Here is a 12,782-nt window from a genome sequence, read left to right as displayed (position 1 = left end):
CAGGACAAAAAATGTGGGAGGGGCGCACCGTCCCTCCCACATTTGGACCGGGTTACTTTTTAAGGCCGAGTTTCTTCAACTCTTCATCACGCAACTCACGCCGCAGGATCTTGCCCACGTTGGTGGTCGGCAGCGCATCGCGGAACTCCACGGCCTTGGGCACCTTGTAGCCGGTGACGTTGGCGCGCATGTGTTCCATCACCTGCTCCTTGGTCAGGGTGGCGCCCGGCTTGACCACGATGAAGATCTTGATGTGCTCCCCGGACTTTTCGTCCGGCACACCAATGGCCGCGCATTGCAGCACGCCCGGCAGGGTGGCCAGTACGTCTTCCAGCTCGTTGGGGTACACGTTGAAGCCCGAGACCAGGATCATGTCCTTCTTGCGGTCGACAATGCGCATGTAGCCATCCGGCTGGATGATCGCGATATCACCGGTCTTCAGCCAGCCTTCGCTGTCGAGCATCTCGTCGGTGGCGTCCTGGCGCTGCCAGTAGCCTTTCATCACCTGCGGGCCCTTGACGCACAGCTCGCCGACTTCCCCCAGGGCCAACTCGACGCCGTCATCGGTGATGACCTTGCACAGGGTCGAGGGCACCGGAATGCCGATGGTGCCAAGCTGGATATGCTGGATCGGGTTGACCGTGGCCACCGGGCTGGTTTCGGTCATGCCGTAGCCTTCGCAGATGCCACAGCCGGTCACGGCTTTCCAGCGTTCGGCGGCCGCCAGTTGCAGGGCCATGCCGCCCGACAGGGTGACCTTGAGCGCGGAGAAATCCAGCTTGCGAAAGGCTTCGTTGTTGCACAGCGCCACAAACAGCGTGTTAAGGCCGACAAAGCCGCTGAACTTCCACTTGGACAGTTCCTTGACCATCGCCGGCAGGTCACGCGGGTTGCTGATCAGGATGTTGTGGTTGCCGATCAGCATCATCGCCATGCAATGAAAGGTGAAGGCATAGATGTGATACAGCGGCAGCGGCGTGATCAGGATCTCGCAACCTTCGTTGAGGTTGGAGCCCATCAGTGCCTTGCACTGCAACATGTTGGCGACCAGGTTGCGGTGGGTGAGCATCGCACCCTTGGCCACGCCGGTGGTGCCGCCGGTGTATTGCAGCACCGCCACTTCGCTGCTGGCCGGGCTGGCATCGCTGACCGGCTGGCCATGGCCTTTGGCGAGCACATCGTTGAACTTGATCGCGTGCGGCAAGTGGTACGCCGGGACCATTTTCTTCACGTACTTGATGACGCTGTTGATCAGCAGGCGCTTGAGCGGCGGCAGCAGGTCGGCGACTTCGGTGACAATCACGTGCTTGACGGCGGTCTTGGGCACGACCTTTTCCGCCAGATGCGCCATGTTGGCCAGGCAGACCAGGGCCTTGGCGCCGGAATCGTTGAATTGGTGTTCCATTTCCCGCGCGGTGTACAGCGGGTTGGTGTTGACCACGATCAGGCCGGCACGGATGGCACCGAACACGGCGACGGGATATTGCAGGACGTTGGGCAGTTGCACGGCGATTCGGTCGCCGGGCTTCAAGTCGGTGTGCTGTTGCAGGTACGCGGCGAAGGCGCCGGACAATTCGTACAACTCACCGTAGGTGATTGTCTTGCCCAGGTTGCTGAAAGCCGGTTTGTTGGCGAAGCGCTGGCAGGACTGCTTCAGTACCGCCTGAATATTTGGATACTCGTCTGGATTGATGTCTGCAGCAATCCCGGCGGGGTACTTATCCTTCCAAAAGTCTTCGTGCATGGAAAGCCCACTCCTCAGCGACGCGAATTCATCATCGCATTTGATGCGATTATTATTGGTGTATGTTTTTTTAAGGTGAATCTGGCGCTTTCAAGCAGGCCTAGACGTCACAAAGCGCGCCGAGAGTAGCAGCTTTGCCAAGGGCCGACTAGAGCCAAACGAGGGCCCCACAGTCACTATCATGACTGTCCTACAATATTTGGTCACACTTTAAACAAAGCCGAAATGCCTCAGCGAGAGGCTCTGGAATAAGGCTTTCAGCACAACATAAAACACATGTGGGAGGGGGCTTGCTCCCGATGGCAGTGGGTCAGTCACACAGTTGGTGACTGAACGCCGCCATCGGGAGCAAGCCCTCTCCCACATTTTGAATCTATTTCAACTCAGGCGATGTCGCGCAGCTCACGCCGCAAAATTTTCCCTACCGGCGTCATCGGCAACGAATCGCGCAGCACAATCTGCTTGGGTACCTTATAGCCCGTGAAGTTGGCCTTGCAGTAACTCTTGAGCTCTTCAAGGCTCACGCCTTCGGCACGCGCCACCACGAACAGCTTCACCGCCTCGCCCGTGCGTTCGTCCGGCACGCCGATCACCGCACAGTTGGCCACCCCCGGGTGAGCCATCACCACGTCTTCGATTTCATTGGGGTACACATTGAAACCGGAGACGATGATCAGGTCTTTCTTGCGATCGACAATCCGTACAAAACCATCCTCATCAATCACCGCGATATCGCCAGTCCTGAGCCAGCCTTCCGCGTCCAGAGCCTCGGCGGTGGCGGCCGGCTGCTGCCAGTAGCCCTTCATCACCTGCGGCCCCTTGATGCACAACTCGCCGCGTTCACCCAGGGGCAACTCGACGCCATCATCATCAATCACCTTCATCGCGGTGGCCGGCACCGGAATGCCCACGGTGCCGAGGCGCGATTTGTTGCCATAGGGGTTGGTACTCGCCACGGGCGAGGTTTCCGTCAGGCCGTAGCCCTCGCCAATCGCACAGCCGGTCAGTTGCTCCCAGCGCTCGGCCGTGGCCTTGATCAGTGCGGTGCCGCCGGAGTTGGTGAGTTTGAGGTGGGAGAAATCCAGGCTCTTGAAGTCGGGGTGGTCCATCAACGCCACAAACAGCGTGTTGAGCCCCAGCAGCCCGGTAAAGCGCCACTTTTTCAGCTCCTTGATAAACCCGCCGATGTCCCGGGGGTTGGTGATGAGCACGTTGTGGTTGCCCGAGACCATCATGCACATGCAATTGGCGGTGAAGGCGTAGATATGGTAAAGCGGCAGCGGCGCGATCATCACCTCCTGCCCTTCCTTGATCAGCGGGTGGCCGTCCTCGCCGGTTTGCGACATGCAGGCACGCACCTGCTGCATGTTCGCCACCAGGTTGCCATGGGTGAGCATCGCGCCCTTGGCCAGGCCGGTGGTGCCGCCGGTGTATTGCAGCACGGCGATGTCATCCAGGCTCACCGGATGGCGCGTTACGCCCAGGCCGGCGCCCATGCGCAGCGCGCGCTTGAACGACACCGCGCGCGGCAGGTGATAGGCCGGGACCATTTTCTTCACCTTGTCGACCACGGTATTGATCAGCCAGCCTTTGGCGGCGGGCATGAAGTCGCCCATCCTGGCCTCGATCAGGTAGTCGATCTCGGTATCGTTGCACACCTCCTGTACCCGCGAACCGAACAGGTTGAGGTAGACCAGCGCACGCACGCCGGCGTCCTTGAACTGGTGGCGCATCTCGCGCGGGGTGTACAGCGGGTTAGTGTTGACCACGATCAGGCCGGCGCGCAGGGCGCCGAACACGGCAATCGGGTAATGCAGCACGTTGGGCATTTGCACGGCGATGCGCTCGCCGGGCTTGAGGTCGGTGTGCTGTTGCAGGTAGCCGGCGAACGCCGCACTCTGGCGTTCAAGCTCGGCGTAGGTCAGGGTAATGCCCATGTTGCTGAACGCCGGACGGTCGGCAAAGGTCTTGCAGGAACGCTCGAAGACCTCGATCACCGACTTGTAGGCCGAGAGGTCGATGGCATTGGGAACCCCCGCCGCGCGTTTGTCATTCCAGAAATCAGGTTGCATTATTCTTGTCCTCTGTACCTGAAGGTGTCCGGCCGCTTATAAAAAGCGGAGCTTTGGGGACGTTAGCAGCTATAGCCAAACAGGCAAATACACTCAATCGTGTCATTGATTGTATGAATCTTGTCCCTGACGCGTAGGCAGATACCCCGCCCTCTGGCAGATGAGCTATACACTGCAACGACCCCCGAGCAACCTTGAAGAAAGGACGCGTCATGAACCACAGCACCCACTGGCTGACCGCGAATGACCACAGCCGCCTGTACGTCAATCAATGGATGCCCGACGAGCCGGCCCATGCGGTGGTCATGCTGTCCCACGGCATGGCCGAGCACAGCGGGCGCTATGCGCGGTTGGCCAAGGCCCTGTGCGCCGCCGGCTATGGTGTGTATGCGCCGGACCAGCGTGGCCACGGCCGCACCGCCGATGAAGGCACGCTGGGGTTGTACGCCGAGGAGGATGGCTGGAACAAAGTGGTGGGCGACCTGGCGAGTCTCAACCAGCACATTGGCCAGCAGCACCCAGGGTTGCCGATCATATTGTTGGGCCACAGCATGGGCAGCTACATCGCCCAGGCCTACCTGTTGCACCACAGCGCCAGCCTGCACGGGGCGATTCTCAGTGGGTCGAATTTCCAGCCGGTGGCGCTATACCGCGCCGCCCGCGTGATCGCCCGCGCCGAGCGTGTGCGCCAGGGTTTGCGCGGTCGCAGCGCGCTGATCGAGTTCCTGTCGTTCGGCTCGTTTAACAAAGCGTTCAAGCCCAACCGCACGGCGTTCGACTGGCTCAGCCGCGACCCCGCAGAGGTGGACAAGTACATCAATGACCCGCTTTGCGGTTTTCGCTGCACCAACCAACTGTGGGTCGATTTGCTCGGCGGCTTGCAGCAAATCAGCAAAGCGTCCAACCTCGCGCAGATCGATCCGGGCCTGCCGATCCTGGTCATAGGCGGCGAATGTGATCCGGTGAGTGAGGGCAAGCGTCTCAACAGTCTGGCCACCGCCCTGCGTGAGGCCGGCTGTCAGCATTTGCAACTCAATATCTACCCGCAGGCGCGTCACGAAGTGTTCAACGAAACCAACCGCGATGAAGTCACCGCGGATGTGCTGACGTGGCTCGACCAGGCCCTGACCCTGCGCAGGCCGGTCCACTGCGAATAAATTCCGCTTAAAAATCAGCCTGTTAAATTACCGATTAGCCACAGGATGCACCTTTAGATGACCCAGGTAACCAATACCCCTTACGAAGCCCTCGAAGTCGGCCAGACCGCCAGCTACAGCAAGACCGTCGAAGAGCGCGATATCCAGTTGTTCGCCGCCATGTCCGGCGACCACAACCCGGTGCACCTGGATGCCGAATACGCCAAGGCCACCCTGTTCAAGGAGCGTATCGCCCATGGCATGTTCAGCGGCGCGTTGATCAGTGCAGCCGTGGCCTGCGAGCTGCCTGGGCCGGGCACCATCTATATTGGCCAGCAGATGAGCTTTCAAAAACCGGTCAAGATCGGCGACACCCTGACCGTGCGCCTGGAAATCCTTGAAAAACTGCCGAAGTTTCGCGTACGCATCGCCACCCGTGTGTTCAACCAGCGCGATGAACTGGTAGTGGATGGCGAGGCCGAGATCCTCGCGCCACGCAAGCAGCAAGTCGTGACCCTGACCGAACTGCCGCCGATCAGCATTGGTTGATTGCACTTTCATCATCAACACACAACAAATGTGGGAGGGGGCTTGCTCCCGATCGCGGTAGGTCAGGCACTTTATCGGTGACTGAACCACTGCCATCGGGGGCAAGCCCCCTCCCAGATTTTTTTACTGCGTAGGGCTTACGACTGAGCGCGTGCCTGGTTACGCAGGGCTTTTACCTGATCATGGTTGCGCTGTGCGCCATGGTACTGGCGCTCAACCAGGTCACGAATGCCCAGCAGGTTGTGCTGGTTGATCTTCTCGATCGCTTCACGGTAAGCCTTGAGTGCATGGTCTTCACCGCGCTCGGCTTCGTTCAGCACAGCCTCTTCGTCTTTGCCGGTCACCATCGACTTCACGTCGACCCAGCCACGGTGCAGTGCGCCGGCGACGCTGCCGGAATCTTCCGGATCACCACCCAATGCACGCACAGCGGTTTTCAGTTCGGCAGCGGCAGTCGCGCAATCAGCGGAGCGCTTGGCGAACAGCGCTTTGAGTTCTGGGTGCTTGATGTCTTCGGCACATTCCTTGAAACCCTTCTGGCCGTCGATGCTGGTCTCGATCAGGTCGTTGAGTACAGAGATCGATTCTTTATTGATGTCAGTCATTTTTCAATTCCTTATGTGGGTTGAGGAAGGTTGCCTAGATGATTGCAGCGCTCATGCCAGGTTTTGAAAAATTATTTTCCTTTTAATTTTCAATAATTTATGAATTATTGAACCATCTGTATGTACGTTATTTGCATGATCTGTCATTTGGCCTTCATGCAGAATGCCTGTATTTTCCAAGGTCTCGACGCAAGCGGCCGATCCCCATGAACCCCGAAAAACTCGAACTACTGATCACCCGCCAAATGCCCTTCGGCAAATACAAGGGCCGGATCATCGCCGACCTGCCGGGGCCTTACCTGAACTGGTTTGCCCGCGAAGGTTTCCCCCACGGCGAGCTGGGTGGTTTGCTGGCGTTGATGCAGGAAATCGACCACAACGGCCTGGCCGAATTACTTGAACCGCTACGCGCGAAACACGGCAAACCAGCCCCTCGCCATTGACTAAGAGCCCCGCCATGCCAAGGAACGCAGATAACGAAGATCACTGGCAGGCCATCGCCCGGTGCTATGACGTGGAACCGGGCCCGATCAATCTGGAAAACGGCTACTTCGGGCGCATGAGCCGTCCGGTGCAGGCGCAGTACCTGGACCACGTCGCGTTTATCAACCGCAGCAATTCGCTGCACGTGCGCCAACGCTTCGAGACCGGCGAAAACGTCGAGATCCGACGCCAACTGGCCGGGTTGATCGATGTCGACCCGGAGTCCGTCGCCTTCACGCGCAATGCCACCGAAGCCTTGCAGTCGCTGATCCGCAACTACAACCGTCTGCAACCGGGCGACCAAGTGTTGATCAGTGACCTGGAGTACGACACGGTCAAAGGCGCCATGCGCTGGCTGACGGATGTTCGCGGGGTCGAAGTAGTCGAACTGTCCCACACGCACCCGGCGAGTTTCGACAGCCTGGTGCAGACGTATCGCGATGCCTTCGCCCAGCACCCGCGTTTAAAGCTGATGGCGCTGACCCACGTCACCCACCGCACCGGTCTGGTAATGCCGGTTGCGGCGATTGCCAAGGCCGCTCGCGAGCATGGCATCGATGTGATCCTCGACGGTGCCCACGCCCTGGGCCAAATCGAGTTCAACCTGGCCGACTTGGGTATCCAGTTCGCCGGCTTCAACCTGCACAAGTGGATTGGCGCGCCGCTGACGCTCGGCTTTCTCTATATCGCTCCCGAGCGCTTGGCCGATATCGACCCGGATATGGGCGAGTTCCACTACCCCGCCACCGATGTACGCGCACGTACGTCCTACAGCACGCCGAATTTTCCGGCGCTGATGACCCTTCCGCTGGTGTTTGAAGAACATCGGGCATTGGGCGGCGCGGCGGCCAAGGGGGCGCGGGTCAATTACCTGCGCGACCTTTGGGTGAGCCGGGTACGGCCGTTGGAAGGGATCGAGGTGCTGACGTCGGATGATCCGCGGCTTTATTGCGGGATCACCGCGTTCAAGTTCATGGGGCGCGATCAGCCAGTCATGGTGGATCGGTTGCTCAAGGAGTACGGCCTGTTTACCACGACGCGAACAGGAGCGGCGTTCGGTACCTGCATTCGGGTGACGCCGGGGTTGCTGACATCGGCGGCAGACATGAGTGTGCTGGTCGACGCCATTACCCAGCTAAACACACGCTGAAAATGTGGGAGGGGCTCGCCCCTTCCCACCTTCGGTTTTGTGGCGCTGTCGCGATTTTTTACAGGCAAAAAAAAGCGGTACACCGACCAAGTGCACCGCAAAAATGCCGTTAAGCACAGCAACAACGATTCGATAAATCAGCTCAATCGAGCAGCGCCAGCGCCTGTGCGGTGACTTCCTGGATGCGGGCCCAGTCGCCGTTCTTGACCCACTCCGGGTCCAGCATCCAGCTACCGCCCACGCACATCACGTTTTTCAACGCCATGTAGCTTTTGATATTGGCCGGGCCGACGCCGCCGGTCGGGCAGAACTTCACTTCGCCGAACGGGCCGCCCAGGGCCTTGATTGCGGCAACGCCGCCGCTGACTTCGGCCGGGAACAGCTTGAAGCGGCGGTAGCCCAGGCCATAGCCTTCCATGATTCCGGAGGCATTGCTGATGCCCGGCAGTAATGGGATCGGGCTGTGTACCGAGGCTTCCAGCAAGTCGCGGGTGATGCCGGGGGTGACGATAAATTGCGAGCCTGCCACTTCAGCCGCTTCGAGCATATGGCGGTCGAGCACAGTGCCGGCACCGGTGCACAGTTCCGGGCGCTGCTCACGCAACACCTGGATGGCCTTGAGGCCGAACTCGGAACGCAGGGTCACTTCCAATGCGGTCAAGCCACCGGCTGCCAGGGCATCGGCCAGCGGCAAAATGTCCTGTTCACGGGCGATGGTGATCACCGGCAGGATCCGCGCCTTGGCGCAGAGGCTGTCGATCAGGGCAACTTTATCCGCCATGGACACGGTCGGTTGTGGGCTTTTCATAGCGGCTGATCCTTGGCTCATGGGCACCAGTAAATCTCTAATGTAGGTTGCAAAAACGCGCGAATCGGCATGGCCGCAACATCGTCACTGGCCAGGGCCGCGCTCAAGGTGGTCAACTTCGAACTGCCGGAAATCGACAGCACGGTGTAATTGGCCGTGGCCAGCAACGCGCGACTCATGGTCAGGCGCTGATGCGGCACGGTCGGCGCCAGCATCGGCCAGCAACGGCGGGTACCGTCGGCCTTCAGCGCTTCGGCGAGGTTCGGGCTGTTGGGAAACAGCGAAGCGGTGTGGCCGTCATCGCCCATGCCCAGCACCAGCACATCAATGGCCGGCAGTTCGGCCAGCAGGCGATCGGCCTGCTCGGCAGCGTCTTCAAGGGTTGGCGTCGCGCTGTACAAGCTCAAAAACCTGGCCTTGGCCGCCGGGCCTTGCAACAGGTGCTGCTTCAACAAACCGGCATTGCTGTCGGCGTGCTCCACCGGCACCCAGCGTTCATCGGCCAGGGTAATGGTGACCTTTGACCAGTCCAGGCCTTGCTTGGCCAGGTTCTGGAAAAACGCCACGGGGCTGCGGCCACCGGACACCACCAGGGTCGCTTCGCCACGGGCGCTGATGGCCACGCGCAATTGCTCGGCCACGTCATTGGCCAGGCCCTCCGCCAGCAGCACCGGCGAACGGTACTCATGGGCCGTTACGCCCTGAGGCAGTTTCAATTCAGATATCGCCATACCACGACCTCCCATCCCGCGTGATCAGTGCAATGGAGCTCATCGGCCCCCAAGACCCCGCCGCATACGGCTTGGGCGCGTCACCGGATTTCTTCCACCCGGCGATCAACTGGTCACACCATTTCCACGCGGCTTCGATTTCATCTTTGCGAACAAACAGGTTCTGATTACCGCGCATCACTTCCAACAGCAAACGCTCGTACGCATCGGGGATGCGCGCGCTGCGATAAGTGTCGGAAAAATTCAGTTGCAGTGGGCCGCTGCGCAGTTGCATGCCCTTGTCCAGGCCCTGTTCCTTGGTCATAACACGCAAGGAGATACCTTCATCCGGCTGCAGGCGAATGATCAGTTTGTTGCTGATCTGCAAGCGCTGCTCGGGGGCGAAGATGTAGTGGGACGGTTCCTTGAAGTGGATAACGATCTGCGACAGTTTTTGCGGCATGCGTTTGCCGGTACGCAGGTAGAACGGCACCCCGGCCCAACGCCAGTTACGGATATCGGCCCGCAGCGCGACGAAGGTTTCGGTGTCGCTCTGGGTATTGGAATTCTCTTCTTCCAGGTAACCCGGCACCGGTTTGCCGGCGCTGTAGCCGGCGATGTACTGGCCGCGTACCACCTGGGTGGTCAGGCCATCCGGGCTTATGGGCGCCAGGGCCTTGAGCACCTTGACCTTCTCGTCACGGATACTGTCGGCGGACAAGTCGGCCGGCGGGTCCATGGCAATCAGGCAAAGCAGTTGCAGCAGGTGGTTCTGGATCATGTCGCGCAGTTGGCCGGCCTTGTCGAAATAACCCCAACGGCCTTCGATACCGACCTGCTCGGCCACGGTGATTTCCACGTGGGAAATGTAGTTCTGGTTCCACTGGGTTTCGAACAGGCTATTGGCGAACCGCAGGGCAATGAGGTTCTGGACGGTCTCTTTGCCCAGGTAGTGGTCGATGCGGTAGGTGCGGTTCTCCGGAAAGAATTGCGCCACGGCGTCGTTGACCTTGCGCGAGGACTCCAGGTCCGAACCGATGGGCTTTTCCAGCACGACGCGGGTGTTTTGCGCCAGGCCGACCTTGGACAGGTTCTCGCAGATCGCCCCGTACACCGCCGCTGGCGTGGCGAAGTAGGCGATCAGGCATTGCTCGGTGCCGGCTATTTCGGCCAAGGCCACATAATCGTCGGCCTTCATGAAGTCGACGTGTACGTAGGTCAGGCGCGCCAGGAACCGCTGGGCGATGGTCTCTTCCAGTTCTTTGCCGACGTATTTGCGCAGTTCTTTTTCGATATGGGCCAGGTGCTGTTGCTCGGAGCCGGCTTCACGGGCCAGGGCCAGGATGCGCGTATCGTCGTGCAGCAGCCCGGCGCCATCGAGATGATAGAGGGCAGGAAATAACTTGCGCAGCGCCAGATCACCCAAGGCGCCAAACAGGGCAAAGGTGCAGGGTTCTACGGTTATCAAAGGCATGATGTTTGTTCTTTTATCAAGTTAAGCTACAAATACCTTTTTTCAAGGTATCACTCAAGGAAAAATGTAGTAATAACCACAACATTTTGCCGAAATGCGCATTCCGAGTGGTGGTGTTCAGCTACCCTCAGTAGGATAGGCCACCGCGAAAAGCCACTCGTCGATTGGCTGCCGCCCTTTATTTGCATCGTCGCCCGAAGGAAAGACTGAATGGACCGCGTGCGAAATCTTCTGGAACAGATCCGGAACCGCCTCGAAGAATTGAACAAGGCCGAGAAAAAAGTCGCCGAGGTCATCCTGCTCAACCCGCAGCAGGCGACCCGCTTCTCTATCGCCGCTCTCGCCCAAGCCGCGTCGGTCAGTGAACCGACGGTCAACCGTTTCTGCCGTTCGTTCGGCGTCAGCGGTTACCCTGAACTCAAATTGCAACTGGCGCAAAGCCTGGCCAGTGGCGCGGCCTATGTCAGCCGCGCCGTGGAGGCCGATGATAACCCTGAGGCCTATACCCAGAAGATCTTCGGCAGCGCCATCGCCTCCCTGGACAGTGCCTGCCAGGCGCTGGACCCCGCCCTTATCAGCAAGGCCGTGGACCTGTTGATCCAGGCGCGGCAGATCCACTTCTTCGGCCTGGGCGCTTCAGCCCCGGTGGCGATGGATGCCTTGCACAAATTCTTCCGCTTCAACCTGTCGGTCACCGCCCATGCCGACGTGCTGATGCAGCGCATGATCGCGTCGGTGGCGCATACCGGCGAGCTGTTCGTGATTATTTCCTACACCGGGCGTACGCGTGAACTGGTGGAAGTAGCCCGTATCGCCCGCGAAAACGGTGCCTCCGTGCTGGGCGTGACCGCCGAGAACTCGCCGCTGGCCAAGGCCAGTACAGTGAGCCTGAATATTCCGTTGCCGGAAGACACCGACATCTACATGCCGATGACTTCGCGGATCATCCAGCTGACGGTACTGGACGTGCTGGCCACCGGCATGACCTTGCGTCGCGGGGTGGATTTCCAGCCGCATTTGCGCAAGATCAAAGAGAGTTTGAATGACAGCCGGTATCCGGTTGGGGATGAGTTCAACTAAGCCGGCCTGTGTGTTGGCTTCACTGGCCCTATCGGGGGCAAGTCGAATCGTCGCACCGCTAAACCCCCGCTCTCGCCTGCAAACTCAGGTGCGCCCTCTCCCCCGGCGCCAAACTGGCACCGGCCATCGCCGACTCCACGCACACAAACCCCGACGCCTCGTTGAAACTGACGCCCAACAGCGGCCGGCTGCCAGGATGCCATACCACGGTGTCAGCGCTGTCGCCGGTGTCGATACACAGTTCGCGCTGCCAGGCGTGGTCCTTGAGGTGTAACTCACCCTCATGCTGGAATACCCGCTGGCACCCACCGTCCACCCGCAATTCGCCTTCCTGCTGGCAAGCCTGACGATTGAGCTGGTCATAACCTTGAGCGCCGTCGAGCCCAGACAGCGCTATCTCGTCGACGTGACCAATACGCCAGTAAGCGTGCAAAGCATGGCTCAACTGGCACGGCAACTCGTCCTGATGCTCGGTGCTCAGGCGCAGCTCCAGGGTTTCGCCCAGGTGCGCATGCAAGTCCACCTGCCAATCGCACAGCTGCAATTGCCAGTGCAGGCGCACGCCTTCGTCGTCGGTGCTGCTGTCGAGCAGTTTCCAGTCGATCAAGCGCGCCCAACCATGGGACGGCCAGGCATTCTCGCTGGGGTGGCGGCCATACCACGGCCAGCACACCGGCACGCCACCCCGTATGGCGCCGACTTGCGGCCACTTGGCCGCGCACCACAGCCATGGTTTCTGGCCACGGGGCTGAAAATGCAGCAGTTGCGCGCCCTGACGACTGAACACCGCCTGGCACAGCGGATGGTCGATCACCAACACGTCGCGCATCTGAAAGCGCTCCCAGGCAAACACCGGACGCTCGCGCAGGGATTTGAAAAAGCGTTGCAGCGGTTGCTCATGCATGTGCCACGGTCCTGAATATCTTCACAGTGCCACCCAAAAAAAAGCGGATAGCCATGGCTACCCGCAA

The 12,782-nt window shown here is 59.9% G+C and carries 12 protein-coding genes; 5 read left to right on the top strand and 7 right to left on the bottom strand.

The genetic code is table 11. The annotated features are described in order from the left end of the window. Nucleotides 1-52: 52 nt before the first annotated feature. Entirely contained in the window at nucleotides 53-1,744 is a 1,692-nt protein-coding gene (gene fadD1, locus AB4N98_RS18740) for a long-chain-fatty-acid--CoA ligase FadD1 (protein WP_017529140.1), read from the bottom strand. A gap of 383 nt (nucleotides 1,745-2,127) precedes the next feature. Next, entirely contained in the window at nucleotides 2,128-3,816 is a 1,689-nt protein-coding gene (gene fadD2, locus AB4N98_RS18735) for a long-chain-fatty-acid--CoA ligase FadD2 (protein WP_068937290.1), read from the bottom strand. A 212-nt stretch (nucleotides 3,817-4,028) separates the two neighbouring features. Here fadD2 and AB4N98_RS18730 point away from each other — a divergent pair, with 212 nt between their 5' ends. Further along, nucleotides 4,029-4,973, top strand: coding sequence for an alpha/beta hydrolase (locus tag AB4N98_RS18730; RefSeq protein WP_017529142.1), 945 nt, complete (start codon nucleotides 4,029-4,031; stop codon nucleotides 4,971-4,973). Between the two features lie 57 nt (nucleotides 4,974-5,030). Further along, the gene (locus AB4N98_RS18725) at nucleotides 5,031-5,501 is read left to right on the top strand and encodes a MaoC family dehydratase (RefSeq protein WP_065876700.1); all 471 of its coding nucleotides are present in this window, start codon (nucleotides 5,031-5,033) and stop codon (nucleotides 5,499-5,501) included. A 137-nt stretch (nucleotides 5,502-5,638) separates the two neighbouring features. Here AB4N98_RS18725 and AB4N98_RS18720 read toward each other — a convergent pair whose 3' ends face one another. Beyond that, nucleotides 5,639-6,106, bottom strand: a complete 468-nt coding sequence (locus AB4N98_RS18720; protein ID WP_017529144.1) for a ferritin-like domain-containing protein — start codon at nucleotides 6,104-6,106, stop codon at nucleotides 5,639-5,641. A 206-nt stretch (nucleotides 6,107-6,312) separates the two neighbouring features. Between AB4N98_RS18720 and AB4N98_RS18715 the strand changes: the two genes are divergently transcribed. Both AB4N98_RS18715 and AB4N98_RS18710 read left to right on the top strand, forming a co-directional pair. Beyond that, nucleotides 6,313-6,549, top strand: a complete 237-nt coding sequence (locus AB4N98_RS18715) for a DUF3820 family protein (protein ID WP_017529145.1) — start codon at nucleotides 6,313-6,315, stop codon at nucleotides 6,547-6,549. Nucleotides 6,550-6,563: 14 nt separating this feature from the next. Next, on the top strand, nucleotides 6,564-7,739 hold the full coding sequence (locus tag AB4N98_RS18710) for an aminotransferase class V-fold PLP-dependent enzyme (RefSeq protein WP_065876699.1): 1,176 nt from the start codon (nucleotides 6,564-6,566) through the stop codon (nucleotides 7,737-7,739). Between the two features lie 142 nt (nucleotides 7,740-7,881). Here AB4N98_RS18710 and AB4N98_RS18705 read toward each other — a convergent pair whose 3' ends face one another. Genes AB4N98_RS18705 through zwf form a run of 3 tightly spaced genes read right to left on the bottom strand, consistent with a single transcriptional unit; the run spans nucleotide 7,882 to nucleotide 10,731 of the window. Then, nucleotides 7,882-8,547, bottom strand: a complete 666-nt coding sequence (locus AB4N98_RS18705) for a bifunctional 4-hydroxy-2-oxoglutarate aldolase/2-dehydro-3-deoxy-phosphogluconate aldolase (protein WP_026067364.1) — start codon at nucleotides 8,545-8,547, stop codon at nucleotides 7,882-7,884. A gap of 17 nt (nucleotides 8,548-8,564) precedes the next feature. Beyond that, a complete protein-coding gene (pgl, locus tag AB4N98_RS18700; RefSeq protein WP_065876698.1) occupies nucleotides 8,565-9,278 on the bottom strand; it encodes a 6-phosphogluconolactonase in 714 nt (237 codons plus the stop codon). Continuing rightward, nucleotides 9,265-10,731 carry a glucose-6-phosphate dehydrogenase gene (gene zwf / locus AB4N98_RS18695; protein WP_460148858.1) on the bottom strand — a complete coding sequence of 489 codons (1,467 nt, stop codon included), beginning with the start codon at nucleotides 10,729-10,731 and terminating at the stop codon, nucleotides 9,265-9,267. Before zwf ends, pgl begins: the two co-directional genes overlap by 14 nt. A 219-nt stretch (nucleotides 10,732-10,950) precedes the next feature. Here zwf and AB4N98_RS18690 point away from each other — a divergent pair, with 219 nt between their 5' ends. Further along, nucleotides 10,951-11,811 (top strand): MurR/RpiR family transcriptional regulator, encoded by an 861-nt coding sequence (locus tag AB4N98_RS18690; protein WP_169875662.1) that lies wholly within the window; start codon nucleotides 10,951-10,953, stop codon nucleotides 11,809-11,811. A gap of 58 nt (nucleotides 11,812-11,869) precedes the next feature. Here AB4N98_RS18690 and AB4N98_RS18685 read toward each other — a convergent pair whose 3' ends face one another. Then, complete coding sequence (locus AB4N98_RS18685) at nucleotides 11,870-12,715, bottom strand: D-hexose-6-phosphate mutarotase (protein ID WP_065876696.1); 846 nt, start codon at nucleotides 12,713-12,715, stop codon at nucleotides 11,870-11,872. Nucleotides 12,716-12,782: the final 67 nt, after the last annotated feature.

Source organism: Pseudomonas sp. S3_E10 (assembly GCF_054667615.1).
Note: the sequence above shows the minus strand (reverse complement) of the source record. Positions and strands in the feature narration are given on the sequence as shown.